Source organism: Rheinheimera texasensis, assembly GCF_964031785.1.
In the GTDB taxonomy this organism is placed as follows: domain Bacteria; phylum Pseudomonadota; class Gammaproteobacteria; order Enterobacterales; family Alteromonadaceae; genus Pararheinheimera; species Pararheinheimera texasensis_A.
The window spans coordinates 87422-105658 of record NZ_CAXIRE010000015.1; the positions used below are offsets into that span (position 1 = coordinate 87422).

The following is an 18237-nucleotide window of genomic DNA, read 5'->3' on the forward strand; positions in this document are numbered from 1 at the left end:
GGACTTTGTGCTATGGCAAAAATTATAGTGGTGACATCAGGTAAAGGCGGTGTCGGTAAAACCACAACCAGCGCGGCGATTGGTACTGGCCTGGCTCTGAAAGGTCACAAAACCGTCATCGTCGATTTTGATATCGGCTTACGTAATCTGGACCTGATTATGGGCTGTGAACGTCGCGTTGTTTTTGATTTCGTTAACGTGATCAACGGTGAAGCCAACCTGAAACAGGCGCTGATTAAAGACAAACGTTTAGAAAATCTGTTTATTCTGCCGGCCTCACAAACCCGCGACAAAGACGCACTGCACAAAGAAGGCGTCGAGCGCGTGCTGAATGAACTGTCTGATGAATTCGATTTTATTATCTGTGACTCACCAGCCGGTATCGAATCCGGTGCCATGATGGCACTGTACTTCGCCGATGAAGCCATTGTCGTGACCAACCCTGAAGTGTCTTCAGTGCGCGATTCAGACCGTATCCTCGGCATGTTATCCAGCAAATCCCGTCGCGCCGAGCAAGGCCTGCCGGGTATCAAAGAACATTTATTGCTGACACGTTACAACCCGGAGCGCGTGCAAAAAGGCGAGATGTTAAGCGTCGATGACGTCAATGACATTCTGGCTATCAAATTATTAGGCGTGATCCCGGAATCTCAGGCAGTGCTGAATGCATCGAACTCTGGCCAGCCGGTGATCCTCGATGCTGACAGCGACGCCGGTAAGGCTTACTTAGACACAGTGTCCCGTTTGTTAGGTGAAGACGTCGCGTTCCGCTTCCTGAACGTGGAGAAAAAAGGTCTGCTGAAACGGATCTTCGGAGGTTAATCATGTCGTTACTCGATTATTTCCGTTCCTCAAAGAAAAACACAGCTTCTACCGCGAAAGAGCGGCTGCAGATCATCGTGGCGCACGAACGTCGCCGCCGCACCAGCCCGGATTATTTACCGCAGCTGGAACGCGACATTCTGGAAGTGATCCGCAAATACGTCGATATCGCTGATGACCAGGTGTCGGTGACGTTGGAGAAGAGCTCGGACGAACTGTCTGTGCTGGAATTAAACGTCACTTTCCCGGAAGATAAACGCGGTTAACCGGTGTTGGAACATACAAAAGGGCAGCTTTGGCTGCCCTTTGTTTTTGCGCAGGCAAATCCTGCTTAAAGATTAAAATCATCCAGCAGAATCAGCCCGGGCGCAGCACCGGCGATGCCATCCCGTGCCACAGCGGTATAAATTTTATTGCCCGAAAGTTCCAGCTGGACCGGCCCTATTGCTGCCGTTTTACTGCCGGTTGGTGTGACGGTCACCACATAACTGCCCGGTTTTAAACTGACATAACCAGTCTCCGCCATAAAAGGCACGTCTTTAAAGGCTGGGGTACTGCTGCTGATGTCGCGGCTCGCTGTGACATAAATATCGACCTTGCCGGCCACAGTAGACGCATGCGCTATCCGCACTTGGGCGGCAGTGGCGACGCGACGCGGTGTGTCTGCTAACACCCAGGGTTTGATGCTATTCGCCGCTAAAGAGCCGGTTGCCAGTACAGTAGCGAAGTTCCCCGCCGCCAGGTTCAAATCAGCGTTAATCACCACCACGGAGTTGTCGGCATTGGCGGCGACTTTGACGTTGTAATTACCCGGTTTCAGCTGTGCATAGCTGGTGAAATCAGGGAACTTCAGCGCAGTGATAGCTTTGCTGTTATTGAGCAGCACATCCACCGCCGGCGCATCAGCAACCGCATGCACCACCCGCACGGCAGAGGTGCTGTTGATGTCTTTGATATCAGCGGTCGCGCCGCTTGGGTCGACGGTCAATAACGACACCGGTGATGGGCCAGCGAAGCGGCTATCAATAGCAGCGACTTGTAAGTTGGCGCCGGCCGGAATAGCGACAGTGCCGGAATCAAACACGACAGTGGCTGGCACACCGGCTGGCGTAATGCGGATGCGATAATCCCCCGCTGGCACAGAGACTGCGCCGGTGAACTGTTTAAATGGCAAAGTGGCGGTCACTGTGCTGCTGCTCAGCGTGGCGGTCGGTGCGGTCAGATGCACATCCACAGTGGGCGCACCGGCAGCAGCATGCACCACCTGCAACAGGGCATTTCCGGCGCTTGGCGCGTTGTCCGGCGCATTGACTAACAAAGCACTGAGGCTGCCATCGGCGACTTTTCCCACCGCATAAGCACTATAAGTCTGACCGGCCATAAAGGTTAACGACGGGGTTAACACTGGCGTGGTGCTGTTATCCGGCAAAATCGCACTGACCGCAAGGCCAAGACCTGTCGCCGGCACTTTGACCGCGCTGCTGGCTTTGCCAAAGGCAATATTGCTAACGTTAAAAGCATCGCCTGAGGTGGCATTGACTGCGGGCGCGTCTATTGCAGCATGCACCAGTTTCAGGCTGACTGTCGGCGTAACAACAACCGGGGTAGCATCATCGTTGTCGCTGCTACCGCAACCGCTAAGACCCAGTACCGCGCCCAAAGCCAACACAGTTAAAGAGTTTTTCCATTGCATGTTTGAATCCTCTGTGGTGAAAACCAACCTGCTTACGCTTGGGCAACCAACTTAAGATCAACAAAATTCATGCAATTTAATGAAGGGTTTAGCCAAAAAAATGCGCTGAACCAAAATAAAAAACGCCGCGTATACGCAGCGCTTTTTACCAGGATCAGCAGATGCTAAATCAGCGCTTGCACTTGCGGCGGCACCGGCAGATAAGGCAATAAAATCTCGCGCCGCCAGCCGCCTAAAAACTCCGGCAATGACAATAACTGGCGTTCTTCCTCGGTCACGCGCCAGCACCAGTTCAGATATTCATTAAGCTGACGTTTCACCGACAAAATCTCTGCCGGAATTGCAGCTGCGGTCGCTGCGGCTTTAATCGCATCACTGAGTTGCTGCTGCACCTGCTTGTAGCCGGGAAAACTATCCAGATGATAAAAAGTCTGCGGCAGCTCTACCGGCGCCAATGCTTTGGCTTCACGGATAAACTGCAACCAGAGCTGGCCGTGGCGGCGCAGTTCCCTGCCCTGCATACCTTCAATCTGGCTTAACGCTTCCATGCTTTGTGGCTTACGCCGTGCCAGCTCGTATAACACCGCGTCTTTAATCACCAGCGATAAAGCTAAGTCTTTTTCTTCAGCATACTGGCTGCGCCAGGCACAAAAAGTGCGCAGGATAGCAAGCTCACGCGGGCCAAACTGCCAGCTGTTTTTCAGTTCCAGATACTTAAGCGCAGCCGGCATCTGACGCTGGCGCCGCTCAATCAGCGACTGGCCTTCTGCCAACAGAATGTCACGGGCGCGCGCACTGGGTAACGCGGCCAACAAGGCCGGAGTGAGCTGCAGTAAATACACCACATCGTTGGCGGCGTACTGTAACTGTGTCTCGGCCAATGGCCGGGCCAACCAGTCGGTGCGGGATTCGGTTTTGTCGACCACGACGCCCAGCATCTGCTCAACCAGCCGGGCATAACCCATACTGCCGCCCCAACCGATGATTTCCGCTGCAAGTTGGGTATCCAGCAGCGGCGTGATTTGTTCGATGCCGACCGAGGCCAGCGCTTCTAAATCTTCAGTACAGGAATGCACCAGCTTCAGCACTGCCGGATTGGCCAATAACGCAATCAGTGGCTGCCAGTCTTTGATGCATAAAGGGTCGACCAACACGACACTGCTGCCGTCGTTGAGCTGGATGAGGCCGAGTTTCGGCAATAAGGTATTGGTGCGGATAAACTCAGTATCAAGCGCCAGATAAGGGGCTTGCGCGGCCTTGCTGCAATAAGCCGCTAAGGCAGCATCCTCAATCAGCATCTGATAATTCATGGTTTAATCCTTCTATACTACAGCACATCATCGATAGCACATCATCAATGCAGAAACTCATGCATTGTTGCAAAAAAAAACCGCCTGACGGCGGTTTTTTTCAGCTGATAATCAGCCTTTTAATTCCCGGCGTAAGATTTTACCCACGTTGGTTTTGGGCAACTCTGTGCGGAATTCTACCAGCTTCGGTACTTTATAACCTGTTAAACGTTCTTTGCAGTGCGCGATCAATTCCTGATCGGTCAAACTTTGGTCTTTTTTCACGACAAAAATCTTTACTGCTTCGCCGGTGGCTTCGTTGGGCACGCCAACAGCAGCCACTTCCAGCACTTTTTCGTTCATCGCCACGACTTCTTCGATTTCGTTTGGATAGACGTTAAAGCCCGACACCAGGATCATGTCTTTTTTCCGGTCGACGATATAAAAGAAGCCTTGTTCATCCATTCGTGCGATGTCGCCGGTGTAGAGCCAGCCGTCTTTCAGCACTTTATCTGTCTCATCCGGACGGTTCAGATAACCACGCATCACCTGCGGGCCTTGTACCAGCATTTCACCGGCTTCGCCCGGCGCGACTTCCGCACCGTTGTCATCAATCAGCTTGATGTGGGTAGAAGGTGCCGGCAAACCAATACTGCCGTTAAAACCATCTAAATCAAATGGGCTGACGGTGACCAGTGGCGCACATTCGGTCAAACCATAACCTTCAACTAAACGGGTTTTTGTCACTTTCTGCCAACGCTCGGCGACCGGCTTTTGCACTGCCATGCCGCCGCCTAACGACAATTTCAGCTTGCTGAAATCAAGCTCAGCAAAACCCGGGCAATTCAGCAAACCGTTAAATAACGTATTGACGCCGGTAATAGCCGTGAACGGATATTTACTCAGCTCTTTGACAAAATTGGGCATATCACGCGGGTTGGTAATGAGCAGATTAGTACCGCCATATTTCATAAATGTCAGGCAGTTCGCGGTCAGCGCAAAGATGTGATACAGCGGTAACGCCGTGACAATAAACTCTTTGCCCGGATTTAAAATTGGTCCGATACAACCAGCCACCTGTTCCAGGTTCGCCACCATATTACGGTGCGTCAGCATGGCGCCTTTGGACACGCCGGTAGTGCCGCCGGTGTATTGCAGGAACGCCAGATCTTCACCCACCACTTCCGGTTTGTGGTAAGTCAGCCCCTGCGCTTCTGCCATCAGTTGCTTGTAATGGATAGCGCCGGGTAACTGATAGGCCGGGATCATCTTTTTAACGTGTTTGACGACTAAATTGACGATGCTGCCTTTGAGCAGGCCCAGCATATCGCCCATTTTGGTCAGAATGATGTGGTCGAGTTTCACATTGGCCCGAATGTCTGCCAATGTGTGAGCAAAATTCTCAACAATGACGATGGCTTTGGCCTGTGAGTCATTCAGCTGGTGCTGTAACTCACGCGGCGTATACAAAGGGTTGACGTTGACAACGGTACAACCAGCGCGCAAAACCCCTAATAGAGCCACCGGGTACTGCAGCAGGTTCGGCATCATAATGGCGACGGCATCACCTTTTTTCAGCCCCAATTTTTGCAGGTAAGCGGCAAAGGCCTGACTATGCTGATCCAATTCACGATAGCTGATGGATTTGCCCATATTGATATAAGCAATACGGTCAGCATAAGTGGCAATGGATTGTTCAAAGATATCCACTAACGAACTGTAGTGATCGGCATCAATTTCTGCCGGTACGCCAGGCGGGTAACGCTTTAACCAGACTTTCTCCACCTTCGTCTCCTCGTCATTTTTCTATTTGTTTTTATAGGTACGTTCACCGGGTTATGCAAATAATCAGCAGCATATTTACATCCGGCAGCGACTTCTGAGTTTTTACTCTAATCCTCAATCATCCCACAAATTTTTCTGATATACAATGCGCCGACAGTCTGTGCATTGTCGACAATCTGCACAGCTGATAATTCGATTTATACCTGCTGTGCGGACAAAAACCGCCGGATCTGATTGGCGCAAAAATCGGCATCAGTCATATGCAAATGATGACCGCCAGGACACTGCACCAGCTCAAGCTGCGGATAATCGGCCTGAAATTGCTGTGTCGCGACGCGGATCTCAGCCGGGCTTTGCGCCGACATTAATGCCAATACCGGACATTGCAGATTGCGGATCACCGCATGCGCCTGTGCCTCGGACAAGCGAAATGCCGACACTTCGCGTAATTTCACATCGGCACGCCAGCTAAAGCCGGCCGCAGTCGGTTCACAACCACGTTCAGTCAGCAGCTGGGCTGTGGCCAAATCAAAGTCACTTTGTTGCTGTCGCGCCGATGCCGCTTCAATCAGCGTGGCATATTGCGGTTTTATTTTCTGATGGCTCTGCAGCCGGGAAATGACTGCTTTACGCAGCTGCGTTGTGGTGTCAGTCGCAGCTGTGGTCATCAGGCCTAAACTGTCTATCAACACCAGCCTGCTGACCAACTCCGGGAAACTCGCGGCCAATACTGTCGCCACCATACCGCCCATCGAGTGGCCGATAATAATCAGCTGTTGCCAACCCTGCTGCCGGCATAAAGTCGCAATATCTGCCACATAATCAAAAAGATAATAATGGGCGTCGGCGCTGCGATGGCTGCTGTGGCCATGCCCGGCCAAATCCAGTGCCAACAGTGGTAGTTCTGGCAATGCAGTTGCGAGCGGCAAAAACGAGTTGGCATTATCCAGCCAGCCGTGCAGACACAACACCGGTTGCGACGAAAACTCCAACTGGGGAGCAGCGCACCACCCAGCCAATGTCAGGCCAGATGGCAGCTTAAATTCAACAGCAACAGGCGCAGTCAAAGCCAATTTGCGCTACTGGGCCGTTGGTACAGGTTTAATAAAACGCAGCGTCATCCGGTCGCTTTCGCCAATCGCCAGATAACGCGCTTTATTTTGCTCGCCCATCGCCAGCGTCGGTGGCAGTGCATAAACCCCTTTGGGATAGTTTTTAGTATCGAGCGGATTAGCATTAATTTCAGAACGCTCTGCCAGCACAAAACCAGCTTGCTGCGCGACAGAAATTACATAATATTCATCGAGATAGCCTTCGCCGGCCCGGCTGGAAATCTCCGACAACCGGCTGGAGCGGTGTTCAACCAGTCCCAAAGTGCCACCCGGTTTTAACGCATCAAACAAAGCACGGTACACATCAAGCAGATAACCTGCTTCATTCCAGACATGCGAATTACGAAAACTCAGTACCATGTCGTAATAATTGACCTGCCCCAGCTGCATCATGGCGGGCGGGTCAAATTCCAGTGATTTCACGGTGCCAAAATGCTGCGGATTTTTCCTGATGTCAGCGTCGAGCCGCGCCGACAGCTTGGCCCAGAAGATTTTTTTATCATCTTCGAGCGTGCCATCGTTCTGGCGGAAATTAGCGATGGTCAGTTCGCCACGCTCTTTGAGATAAGGCGCCAGAATTTCGGTGTACCAGCCACGCGCCGGCCATATTTCCAGTACTTTCATTTCCGGCTGCAAGCCGAAAAAGCCCAGCGTTTCCGCCGGATGACGGTATTGATCTCGCGCTTTATTCTCAGTGCTGCGTTGGGGGGCGTCGATCCACTGCTGTAAGCCAGCCGGCACTGCCGCTTTGGCCTGTGCTACTGCACAGCACAACACAAATAAAACTGATTTAACGCTGTTGCGAACTGGGCTGTTGTACATCTGCCGGGCCTTGTGTTGGAGTTGCACCTGTTGGAATTGTTGTTCTGATCCGCATAGCCGGGCCATAGCCCCAATACGGATAAGGTCCACGCCACAACGGCCAGGGTTCAACTTCGACCCGGGTAGTTTCCTGTTGTTTCGGCCATAAATACACCGCTGACGCCTGGATCACCGGGTAACTATATTGAAATTGGTCGACTTTACCGGCTTCAAACGGGCCGAGTTGACCGAGCACTGTGACTTGTTTGCCGGGTTGGTACACCACTGGGTCCAAAAAGCCTTTGGCGTAAGCGACAAAACGGCCTTCCGTTTCTTTATCGGTCAAAGGCCGGCCGTGCGTGCCGCTGGGGAAATAAACGATTTCAAGCCGGGTGTTCTGGCTGTTGTTTTGCACTTTAGCGATAACACCGCTCCAGCGCGCCGGGCCTTGGGTCAGACCGGCTTTTACTGTGGCCGGAAAACTGACCAGGGTGGTTTCGTCGGCCACCCGCACTGGTTCCGGGTAACTGGCACAGCCCCCCAGCACGAGCAATGAACTGAATAGGATCGGGATAAGTTTCATACGACGTCAGAACCTGTGAAGACACTGCAACATGCTGCAGTACACTACGACCACTGCTCAGTGCGCGCTGAGCACCTCTATTGCCGCTTTTGCAAACATTTCGCCCTTAAATTGTGGACCATTTGCAGGAACCGGCTTGAATTCGACCAAAGCACCGCCGGCAAAGTTGCACTGCAGCAAATATTTTTGTCATAGCACAATAAGTCAGACCCTTGCCGCACGCAAGAGCGGCGATAAAGTTCTTCCGGGTCATGAATTTGTCATCTGCCGCAGGCAAGCTCACACTAATCGCAGTTGTTGTCTGAACCGTTGCTGCGCCCCTACAATAGCGCTGCTTCAGCAATTGCTGCTACTAATCTCCCAACTTCTGGCGGACTGATATGACAAAAACTTCTCTGGCGGTGCTGGCCGCTCTGTTGCCTGCTTCTGCAATGGCGGCTCCAAAAAACATCATTTATATGATTGGCGACGGCATGGGCCCGGCGTATTTGTCTGCATACCGCTATTACATGGACGACCCGGCGACCAAAGCTGTTGAAGCCACCATTTTTGACGAACTGTGGGTTGGTGTTGCCACCACTTATCCGGATGACGACACTATTGTCACCGATTCTGCCGCCGGCGCGACCGCGCTGTCGACCCGGCATAAAAGCTACAACGGCGCTATTTCCGTTGACCACGACCACAACAAACTGACCACTATGCTCGAAATTGCCAAACATCAGGGCAAATTAACCGGCGTTGTCGCCACAGCACAAATCAACCACGCCACACCGGCGGCTTTTATTGCCCACAACAAAACCCGCAAAGCCTATGACGAAATTGCCAACGACTATTTTGATAATAAAGTCGATGGCAAATTTGTCGCAGATTTAATGTTTGGCGGCGGCACCAGCTATTTTGAGCGTAAAGATCGCAACCTCGCCAAACAGTTCAAACAAGCCGGTTATCAATATGCCAACAGCTGGCAGGACTTTAACAACATCAAATCATTACCTGCGCTGGCGTTATTAGCCCCGGTCGGTTTCCCAAGCACGCTGGACAATCCGGTGCAACAACCGCTGGTGCAGATGACGGAAAAAGCGCTGAAGTTGCTGAATAGCTCAGACAAAGGCTTTGTCGTGATGATCGAAGGCAGTCAGATTGACTGGTGTGGGCATGCCAACGATGTCGCCTGTGCGATGGCAGAAATGCATGATTTCGGCAATGCCATCAAAGCAGCCAAAGCCTTTGTCGACGCCAATCCGGATACCTTGTTAGTGATCACCGCCGACCATGAAACCGGCGGTTTATCACTGGGCGCTAACGGTATTTACGCCTGGAACCGTGATGTGATTAAAGCGGTGAAACAAACAGGCCCGGTGCTGGCCAAATCACTGGTCAAAGCCAAAGCGGCCGAGCAAAAACAAGTTTGGCTGGCCCAAACCGGGCTGAAATTAACTGACAGCGAATGGCAGACTCTCAGCCAGCAAATCAACCAACTGGCGCCAGTTTATGCAAACAAAGACTGGAGCAAAGAAGTCGATGTGTTGGAAGCTGAAGCGGATTTACTGGAGCCTTTAGCCAAACAAGCGAAAAAGCTCGTCGATAAATACTCCAACACCGGCTGGACCAGCGGCGCCCATACCGCTATCGACGTGCCGGTGCTGGCCTATGGCAAAGACGCACAACAATTTGCCGGCTTCCAGGACAACACAGCCATTGCCAGTAAATTGCTGAATTTTATTGAGAAAAAATAGTAGTAACCTGCAGACAAATTATAAAAACGGCAGCCTCAGCTGCCGTTTTTGTTTTGTCCGAGCAATGCAACGCGCAGCTTGGGCGCAGTGGTTTTTTCCCCGAGCCAGATATCCAGAAATTCTGCCCCGAAGGCCTGATCTTCGACCAGACCAAGCGGCTGGCCGTTAAAACTAAACTCCACCAAGCCGTCGGCACGTAATAAGCAGGCCAGCCGGTCGCCTTTTTTCACGTCGCGCCACAGCTTGTCGAGCTGCGCAGCCCAGTCTTGATGGCGTTGTTGCAGGCGGCCTTGTTGTGCTTTCCATTGATCCAGTGTCGCTTCGACAAAATCAGCTTTGCTGATGTCACGTTGATAAGTCAGCTCCAGCAACAGTGGTTTGTTCTGCTGGTAGCTCACAAATTGTCCGTCGCTGGTAGCCAGTCGCGCCTGATACAGATCCCAGAACAGATAACTGAACTGACCTTCACCGACCGTTTTGAGTGCATTATGTCGCGAAGCTTCATTCGCCTGCGATGCTAAAGCCAGCAAAGCGCTCAGCACGCCCGCCGCGACGAATCTAAATATGCGCATCAAATATCTCCTTTAAGCCGTTGCCACCACCACAGCTCGGCGTGGCGCGCCCACAACAACAAGGTTGCCCAGGCGGGCGCCAGAATCAGCCAGAACTCAGTCTCTGCCATGATCTGTAAACTATGACTAAGCTGTGCACCGCCCCAGTAGGCCATAGGGCCGCCAATCAATCCAAATAACGCCACGCCCAGTGAGCGCTGTAGAAACGGCGAAAACACCAGCAACCAGAACAGACTGAACCAGCCCCACAGCAGCACCAGCCAAACTGGCAGCCAGACTGAATCAAACTGAAATACACCGCCAGCCAGCAGCAGCGTATCGAGCAGCAGCCCCGAGCCCCACAGCGTGAATACCGTCAGACGCTGCGCGGGTTTGAGCTGCCACAACCACCAAACCAGCAACAACAGCACCACAGCTGTGCTGTAAACCGGCTGCAGCACCAGACCAAACCAACCGGCTTTAAACAGCAGCAACTGGCGCCAGCCCGGTTGTTCCGGCCTGAACCATGGCTGCAAAACGCCGTTCATGATGGAGACCCCGCGCGTGCATTAGTTTGCGCCTGACGCGCCATCCGCGCCGCCAGCTGTTGCCGGAGCCGATATGGCAGCAAATTCAACAGCTTCAGGCTCCAGGTCAGCCGGCGAGGAAACTGCAGGCGCACGCTGCCGAGCGCGAGCGCCCGGTAAATACGACGGGCGGCATCAGCACTGCTCAGTAAAAACGGCATCGGGAAATCATTTTTTTGCGTCAGCGGCGTGTCGACAAACCCCGGTTCAACCAGACAGACTTGAATGGGTGTGTGGGCCAAATCGACGCGCAGACTATCAGTGAAATAGCTAATTGCAGCTTTACTGGCACCATAAGCTTCAGCCCGACCAAACGGAAACAGGTGCGCCAGACTGCTGACAATGGCAAGGCGCGGGGTGCTGCTGCGCTGCAACAAGGGTAACCAGGCTTTGGTACAAGCCACCACGGCCAGCACATTGAGGTTAAATGTGCGTTCGAACGCAGCAAGATTTAAATCTTCGGCATCGACATATTCACAGGTGCCGGCGTTCAGAATGATCTGATCGAGCCGGCCATAACGGGCCGATAACTCTGCTGTCGCAGCACTCAGCTGTGCGCTGTCGGTTAGATCGACCGGCAGAATATCTATGGCGTCATGTTCAAGTCGCAGCTGTTCCAGCAACACCTGACTGCGAGCCAAAGCGACGACCTGCCAGCCACTGCGGGCAAACTGCAACGCCAGCGCCCGGCCAAGGCCAGAACTTGCGCCGGTAATTAAACAAACAGACTGCGCCTGCATAACAAATCTCGTCAGTGATAGTTGAGATCAGTTACGACAGACAGACTCAGTTGGATTGATGCAGGTGCTAAAAAGCTAAAGTGGAGATCACAGGAAAAATAAAATCAACCGGCAGGCCGGCTCAGGCGTAAACATCAACCGCAAACATTTGCTGCAGTTGCTCGCGTTTATCCTGACTGGCAAACGACTGATACGCAGAGATGGCTTTTTGCTGACGTTGGTCTGGTGTGTCATAGCTGGCGCGATTCAATTGCTCTGTGTCGAGCAGCGCCATCACTTCAGCCGAACTTTTAACACCCTGCCCTTGCGGCGTGGCGTTTTGCGGACTTTGCGAAGGACTTTGGGTGGCGTCTTTCAGTGCGCGCGGACCCACGCCGCCATTGACCTGACGCAGGCCATTGGTGCGGTTAAGATCCTGACTGAACGTCACTGACATAAAAAATTCCGGCTGAAAAACAAACACTATTATCTGGCATTATAACCAGAAAATATTCGTTGCCAAGCCTTCAGTAAAAATGGCTGCAGGCCTTGTCCGATAAGGCTTACAGCACGAAAAAATGCGGCAAGAAATTGCCGCTTTTTTTTCGTTTTAGCAACAGCAAACCAGCTTAGCGCCCTGGCAGTTTTTGCCAGGTGACTTCATCGCGCACATACACTGGCTCAGCCAGCTCTGCCGCCACAAACAATTGTTGCTGCCAGGCTGGCAGCGCCAGCGTCAGCATATCCTGCGCCGAAGGCAGCAACACTTGTTCGCTGATCAAAAGCTGTGTGCCGGAAGCCCAGTGCAAAAAATCGTCGCGATAAGTGACAAGGCCGGTACCAACTGCCCAGATGTCGCCACTAAGGCTTAGCGCCGGTAAATCCGCCGGCTTGCGCGCCAGCTCGTCACAAACCGGTTGCATCAGGCCATCGGTGTCTTGCTGGTAAAGCGCCAGATAGACTTCCGCCATGCGGGCATCAATGGCCGCAATCACTTGCTTAGCCTGATGCAAGCGCACAGCAGCTTGTGCCATCGCCTGCAAAGTCGAGACGCCAAACACCGGCAAATCCGCACCAAAGGCCAGGCCTTGGGTCACGCCAACGCCAATCCGCACGCCGGTAAAACTACCAGGCCCGCGGCCGAACACAATGCCGTCGAGCTGAGTCAGACTCAGACCTGACTCTGCTAGCAGCTGCTGCACCATCGGCAGAATGCGTTTGCTGTGTTGCTGCGGACACACTTCGTCCAGTGTCAGCTGTAGCCCATCATATTGCAGCGCCACAGAACAGGCTTCGGTGGAGGTATCCAGCGCCAGTAATTTCACATCAAGCTCCTGTTATGCTTTGGACGGTTCAGATCCACTTTTCGCATGGATCGCCGTTAAAAATTCGATTGCAGCCTGTGGGCTGCGGCTGCGGCGCATCGGCGGCAGCGATTTTAAAAATACTTCGCCATAAGGCCGGCTGACCAGCCGGTTGTCGGCAATCACCAGCACACCACGGTCGGACACGTCACGAATCAGCCGGCCAACACCTTGTTTGAGCGTAATGACGGCCTGCGGCAACTGCACCACGGCAAAAGGGTCTTGCCCGGCCAGCCGCGCATCTTCACTGCGCGCCTGCAGCAGTGGTTCATCCGGCGAGGCAAAGGGTAATTTGTCGATAATCACTAGACTTAAAGTGTCGCCGCGCACATCCACGCCTTCCCAGAACGAACCGGTACCGAGCAACACCGCGTGTTTGAGCTGAACAAACTGCTCCAGCAATACCCGTTTGCTGGTACTGCCCTGCACCAAGACAGGCAGGCGAATATAGTCCGGCAGCTGCTGCGCCATCCATTGCAGCATACGATGACTGGTAAACAGGAAAAAACAACGGCCTTCATTGGCTTCAATCAGAGGCACCGCCAGCTGCAACAACGCCTGCGCCATTTTGGCATCGGTCGGCTCTGGCAAATAACGCGGCACCAGTAACATCGCCTGATTCGGATAATCAAAGGGGCTATCGAGCTGCAGCGTTCGCGCCGCGCCTAAACCCATCTGGCGGGTGAAATGGTCAAAACCGCCGTCGACCGACAAAGTTGCCGAGGTAAAGACCCAGCAGCGCGGCTGGGCAAACACCAGTTCCTGAAACTTATCAGCAATCGACAACGGCGTGTAATGCAGGCTGATATGGCGTTTACTGGTATCAAACCAGAAACTGATACCGGTTTTATCGACATCCAGCAATTTTTCCAGCCGGTTGCGCAGCAACGCCAGCCGTTCATAACAGCTGTCGACTAAATCCGAGCGGCCGAGGCTGCCTTTGAGTACCTGATACAACATCTGCATCACGTCGCTGATGCGGCTTAACGCCACTTTTTGTTCAGCCTTCTGGAACAAATCGCGCCAGTTGCCTTTTTGCGGATCTTCCGGCAACAGCAGACGCCAGTCTTTGGTCAGGCTGGCCAGCTTTTCCGCCGTTTTCGCCAGCTGCGGATGGTCGCGCAGCTCGGTTTTACAGGCGATTTCAATATCACGACACAAATCCAAGAGCACTGAACTGGAAAACGTTTCACCAAAATAATCGCTGGCGATATCGGGAATTTGGTGCGCTTCGTCGAAAATCACCACATCCATGCTCGGCAGCAATTCGCCAAAACCTGTGTCTTTTAATGCCATGTCGGCGAAAAACAAATGATGGTTCACCACGACCAAATCGGCATTCATCGCCTTTTTGCGCGCTTTGAGTAAATAACACTCTTCATAATCCGGACAATCTTTACCGAGGCAATTGTCGGTGGTGCTGGTGACATAAGGCAGCGCTTTGGAGTCTTCGGCGATATAAGTCAGTTCGCCGATATCCCCGCTTTGGGTCTCATTTGACCATTTTTTAATCAGGCTTAAATCCTGAATCAGCGCAGCGTCCTGCACCGGCACATGCTGATAATGCTGGGTCAGGCGGAAGGTACACAAATAATTACTGCGGCCTTTTAATAACGCGGTTGCAACCGGTTGCGCCAGGGCGGACTGAATACGTGGTAAATCGCGTAAATACAGCTGTTCCTGCAGGTTTTTGGTGCCGGTCGACAAAATGACTTTTTTACCGCTGAGTAGTGCAGGCACTAAATAAGCATAGGTTTTACCAGTTCCGGTACCCGCTTCGACGACTAAAGCCTTACCATCGCGAATGCTGTCGCAGACCGCACTGGCCATTTCGAGCTGCGCCCCGCGCGAACGAAAGCCGCTGATGGCTTTCTCCAGCGCGCCACCCGGGCCGAAGGCCGCTTTGACTTCAGCCTGCATCAGCAGCTCCGCGAACCGGATGCGTCAGCGCACAGGCAATAGTTGGCAACAACAAGGCAGTGAACAAACAAACTCCGGGGTTTACGGAAAAGCGGCATTATGCCAAAGGCGGTGGATGGGGTCCAAACACTTCGCTGTGAGGTACCCGTTTAAACATAAATATCCAGGTGACCATCGGCATCGGCATGTTGCTCATCTTCCGGTGTAACCGCGTGGCTGGTGGGTAAATACTGCGGTTCGTCCGGCGCCGTTTGCTGCGGCTGTTGCTCTGATTGCTGTTGCGGGTGTTGTTGCTGCCGCGATTGCTCGTGACGTTCGCTGATGCGGTATTGCCAGATTTCGTGATGATGGCCATGTTCGTCCGGACTGAAGCGGGTGTATTTCGTCACAGGTTCAATCAACCGCTGCGACGGCTCTGCTGCCGGCGTGCGGCGCACCAGATAAGGAAAAATCGCGTCCATAAAAGTTCCTCGTCAGAAAAACACAGCGGAAAAACCGGCTGCTACTGCTGCTATCGGCCGTTTGCAGCCCGACTAAACCTGCCGGAGCCGAATTCCGGCCACATCAACAAAACTATACATCTTGATTATTTTTTAATCGTATCCACCATTTCACTTTGACCACAAAAATAAAGTTTTTATCAGTTTAATATCACTAAAAAATACACAAATCATTTATTATCAATAGATTACATGAAATCAATGGTTGTAAAACGGCGTTATTGTTCTGCATTGCATACTTGCAGCTGCAAAAAAAAAGCTTTAAGTTGTATACAACCAAACGCCACCAGACCACAGCGTCTGCCGCCGGAATTTTTACACTATGTTATTCATGACCACATTGCACCATCATCATCATCCGCTCTCCTAGCCACGCCTGAGAGGCCGGTGGCTATGACTGATAGCTCCGGTGTGCACAGTGTTCAACAACAGCCCCGGAGAGATCCGGGGTTGTTGTTTTTAGAGTTTAAATCAGAGGAAATACCGATGTCCGCGTTAATCGAAAGCAAAAAACTGCGTATCGCCATGCAAAAATCCGGTCGTCTGTCACAGGACACCCAGGCCCTGCTGACCAGCTGCGGTCTGAAAATCAATCTGCGCGAACAACGGCTGATTGCGCATGTCGAGAATATGGACATCGATTTACTGCGGGTGCGTGACGACGACATTCCAGGTCTGGTGATGGATGGCGTCTGCGATTTGGGCATTGTTGGTGAAAACGTGCTGGAAGAAATGTCTCTGCAGCGCCAGCTCGACAACGAAAGCTATGACTACACCGTATTAGCCCGGCTGGATTTTGGTGGTTGCCGCCTGTCGATTGCCGTACCGCAGGAAGAAAACTACCAGTCGATTCAGGATTTACAAGGTCGCACTATCGCGACCACTTACCCGCGTTTGCTGAACCGTTACCTGAAACAAAATGGTGTGAATTGCCGCATCGTCAATTTAAAAGGCTCGGTCGAAGTGGCCCCCCGCGCCGGCCTTGCTGACGCCATTTGTGACTTAGTCTCCACCGGCGCCACGCTTGAAGCCAATGGCTTAAAAGAAGTCGAAGTGATTTACCGCTCCAAAGCTGTGCTTATTCAGCGCCGCGACCTGACCGACGACAAACAGCTGAAACTCATCAAAAAATTAATGCCACGTATCCAGGGTGTGATGCAGGCCAATGAAAGCAAATACATCATGCTACACGCGCCACGCGCCCGCCTCGCCGATGTCATCGCGCTGTTGCCCGGCGCCGAAAATCCAACTTTATTACCACTGGCCGGCAATGAAGACTTAGTGGCGTTGCACGTGGTCAGCAGCGAAACTTTATTCTGGGAAACGATGGAACAGCTCAAGGCTTTGGGCGCCAGTTCTATACTGGTGTTACCGATCGAAAAAATGATGGAGTAAATCATGCTCGAGATCCGTATCAGCCGTTGGGCCGAACTGGACGATGCCGGCAAAGACCGTGTGTTGAGCCGGCCCAAACTAAAAAATGCCGAAGAACTGCCGGAGCAAGTCGCCGGCATTATCAAAGCGGTGCGTAACACCGGCGACAAAGCACTGAAGTTTTACAGCCAAAAGTTCGACAGCATCGACAACAACCAGCTGGAGCTCAGCCTGGTGCAGCAACAATTGTTGCTCGGCAAGCTTAGTGATGAACGCCGTGCCGCCATTGAGCTGGCCTACAGCAATATCCGCAAATTCCACGCAGCGCAAAAACCACAGGATTTGGTGGTCGAAACTACGCCTGGTGTGGTCTGTGAGCTGAAATATGCCGCGCTGGATGCTGTTGGTTTATACATCCCCGGTGGCAGTGCGCCACTGCCATCCACAGTGCTGATGCTGGGTGTGCCAGCGCAATTAGCCGGTTGCCGGCGTGTGGTGCTGGTGACCCCGCCGGGTGCGCCACTGGCGTCTGATATCGCGCCTGAAATTGTTTATGCCGCCCAGCTCTGTGGCATCCGTGAGATTTACACTATCGGTGGCGCTCAGGCCATTGCGGCGCTGGCCTATGGCACAGCCACTATCGCCAAAGTCGACAAAATTTTTGGCCCGGGCAATCGTTTTGTCACCGAAGCCAAACAACAAGTAGCGCGCGACGCCCAAGGCGCGGCGATTGATATGCCGGCCGGCCCGTCAGAGGTGCTGGTGATCGCTGATGAAACCGCAGACCCGACCTTTGTTGCCGCCGATTTGTTATCACAAGCCGAGCACGGCATGGATTCGCAAGTGGTGCTGATAAGCCCCAGTGAAAAACTGTTAAAAGCTACGATGGCGAAGCTGGAAGACCAGCTGATGATATTACCGCGAGCCATCATTGCGAAAAAAGCGCTGGATCACAGCCGGTTTATTCTGGTGGAAGATTTAGCGCAGGCCGCTTTGGTTTCAAACCAATACGCGCCTGAACACTTGATTATCCAGACCGCACAAGACGATAAGTTACTGCCGCAGCTGAAAAATGCCGCCAGCATTTTTGTTGGTCCCTGGACGCCGGAATCAGCTGGTGATTACGCCAGCGGCACCAACCATGTGTTGCCAACTTATGGCTACAGCCGTAATCACAGCAGTTTGTCGCTGCTCGATTTTTACCGGCGCTACACGGTGCAAACGCTGAGCAGTAAAGGCTTGCAGGCGATTGGGCCGGCCATCGTCACACTGGCGACCGCCGAGAGCTTAAACGCCCACGCCAATGCCGTCAGTTTGCGGCTAAAAAGCCTGAGCAAAAAACTGCAACAACAAGACGAATTCACCCCAATTCCGCAAGAGAGTGAGTAAGTGAGCGAA

The 18237-nt window shown here is 52.7% G+C and carries 18 protein-coding genes; 5 read left to right on the top strand and 13 right to left on the bottom strand.

Going from position 1 to position 18237, the window contains the following annotated elements; translation table 11 throughout:
* Positions 1–12 precede the first annotated feature (12 nt).
* Together minD and minE are read left to right on the top strand one after the other, a co-directional pair.
* A complete protein-coding gene (gene minD / locus ABNT34_RS04920; protein ID WP_348729349.1) occupies positions 13–822 on the top strand; it encodes a septum site-determining protein MinD in 810 nt (269 codons plus the stop codon).
* Between the two features lie 2 nt (positions 823–824).
* Positions 825–1088: a cell division topological specificity factor MinE gene (minE, locus tag ABNT34_RS04925; RefSeq protein ID WP_031571909.1), complete on the top strand. Its 264-nt coding sequence runs from the start codon at positions 825–827 to the stop codon at positions 1086–1088.
* 65 nt (positions 1089–1153) lie between these two features.
* Here minE and ABNT34_RS04930 read toward each other — a convergent pair whose 3' ends face one another.
* The 6 genes from ABNT34_RS04930 to ABNT34_RS04955 form a co-directional block, all read right to left on the bottom strand.
* Positions 1154–2515 (bottom strand): DUF4397 domain-containing protein, encoded by a 1362-nt coding sequence (locus tag ABNT34_RS04930; protein ID WP_348729351.1) that lies wholly within the window; start codon positions 2513–2515, stop codon positions 1154–1156.
* A gap of 164 nt (positions 2516–2679) precedes the next feature.
* Entirely contained in the window at positions 2680–3825 is a 1146-nt protein-coding gene (gene rnd, locus ABNT34_RS04935; protein ID WP_348729353.1) for a ribonuclease D, read from the bottom strand.
* Positions 3826–3936: 111 nt separating this feature from the next.
* A complete protein-coding gene (fadD, locus tag ABNT34_RS04940; RefSeq protein ID WP_348729355.1) occupies positions 3937–5589 on the bottom strand; it encodes a long-chain-fatty-acid--CoA ligase FadD in 1653 nt (550 codons plus the stop codon).
* A 197-nt stretch (positions 5590–5786) separates the two neighbouring features.
* Positions 5787–6581, bottom strand: a complete 795-nt coding sequence (locus ABNT34_RS04945; RefSeq protein WP_348729357.1) for an alpha/beta hydrolase — start codon at positions 6579–6581, stop codon at positions 5787–5789.
* Positions 6582–6668: 87 nt separating this feature from the next.
* Positions 6669–7523 (bottom strand): methyltransferase, encoded by an 855-nt coding sequence (locus ABNT34_RS04950; RefSeq protein WP_348729359.1) that lies wholly within the window; start codon positions 7521–7523, stop codon positions 6669–6671.
* Entirely contained in the window at positions 7492–8085 is a 594-nt protein-coding gene (locus tag ABNT34_RS04955) for a Slp family lipoprotein (RefSeq protein ID WP_348729361.1), read from the bottom strand. The genes ABNT34_RS04950 and ABNT34_RS04955 overlap by 32 nt, the downstream gene beginning before the upstream one ends.
* Positions 8086–8465: 380 nt before the next feature.
* On the opposite strand from ABNT34_RS04955, the gene ABNT34_RS04960 reads away from it, so the two are divergent.
* A complete protein-coding gene (locus tag ABNT34_RS04960) occupies positions 8466–9824 on the top strand; it encodes an alkaline phosphatase (RefSeq protein ID WP_348729363.1) in 1359 nt (452 codons plus the stop codon).
* 35 nt (positions 9825–9859) lie between these two features.
* On the opposite strand, the gene ABNT34_RS04965 is transcribed toward ABNT34_RS04960, so the two are convergent.
* The 7 genes from ABNT34_RS04965 to ABNT34_RS04995 all read right to left on the bottom strand — a co-directional run bounded on the left by ABNT34_RS04965 (position 9860) and on the right by ABNT34_RS04995 (position 15426).
* Positions 9860–10396: a chalcone isomerase family protein gene (locus ABNT34_RS04965; protein ID WP_348729365.1), complete on the bottom strand. Its 537-nt coding sequence runs from the start codon at positions 10394–10396 to the stop codon at positions 9860–9862.
* Positions 10396–10923 carry a DUF2878 family protein gene (locus ABNT34_RS04970; protein WP_348729367.1) on the bottom strand — a complete coding sequence of 176 codons (528 nt, stop codon included), beginning with the start codon at positions 10921–10923 and terminating at the stop codon, positions 10396–10398. Before ABNT34_RS04970 ends, ABNT34_RS04965 begins: the two co-directional genes overlap by 1 nt.
* Complete coding sequence (locus ABNT34_RS04975) at positions 10920–11702, bottom strand: SDR family NAD(P)-dependent oxidoreductase (protein ID WP_348729369.1); 783 nt, start codon at positions 11700–11702, stop codon at positions 10920–10922. Before ABNT34_RS04975 ends, ABNT34_RS04970 begins: the two co-directional genes overlap by 4 nt.
* A gap of 121 nt (positions 11703–11823) precedes the next feature.
* Positions 11824–12138 (bottom strand): hypothetical protein, encoded by a 315-nt coding sequence (locus ABNT34_RS04980; protein WP_348729371.1) that lies wholly within the window; start codon positions 12136–12138, stop codon positions 11824–11826.
* Positions 12139–12310: 172 nt separating this feature from the next.
* The gene (gene tsaB / locus ABNT34_RS04985; RefSeq protein ID WP_348729373.1) at positions 12311–13006 is read right to left on the bottom strand and encodes a tRNA (adenosine(37)-N6)-threonylcarbamoyltransferase complex dimerization subunit type 1 TsaB; all 696 of its coding nucleotides are present in this window, start codon (positions 13004–13006) and stop codon (positions 12311–12313) included.
* Positions 13007–13018: 12 nt separating this feature from the next.
* Positions 13019–14965 carry an ATP-dependent DNA helicase gene (locus tag ABNT34_RS04990; RefSeq protein ID WP_348729374.1) on the bottom strand — a complete coding sequence of 649 codons (1947 nt, stop codon included), beginning with the start codon at positions 14963–14965 and terminating at the stop codon, positions 13019–13021.
* Positions 14966–15114: 149 nt separating this feature from the next.
* The gene (locus ABNT34_RS04995; RefSeq protein ID WP_348729376.1) at positions 15115–15426 is read right to left on the bottom strand and encodes a hypothetical protein; all 312 of its coding nucleotides are present in this window, start codon (positions 15424–15426) and stop codon (positions 15115–15117) included.
* 525 nt (positions 15427–15951) lie between these two features.
* Between ABNT34_RS04995 and hisG the strand changes: the two genes are divergently transcribed.
* Positions 15952–16860 carry an ATP phosphoribosyltransferase gene (gene hisG / locus ABNT34_RS05000; RefSeq protein ID WP_348729378.1) on the top strand — a complete coding sequence of 303 codons (909 nt, stop codon included), beginning with the start codon at positions 15952–15954 and terminating at the stop codon, positions 16858–16860.
* A 3-nt stretch (positions 16861–16863) separates the two neighbouring features.
* Complete coding sequence (gene hisD, locus ABNT34_RS05005; RefSeq protein ID WP_348729379.1) at positions 16864–18228, top strand: histidinol dehydrogenase; 1365 nt, start codon at positions 16864–16866, stop codon at positions 18226–18228.
* The last annotated feature ends 9 nt before the right edge of the window (positions 18229–18237 follow it).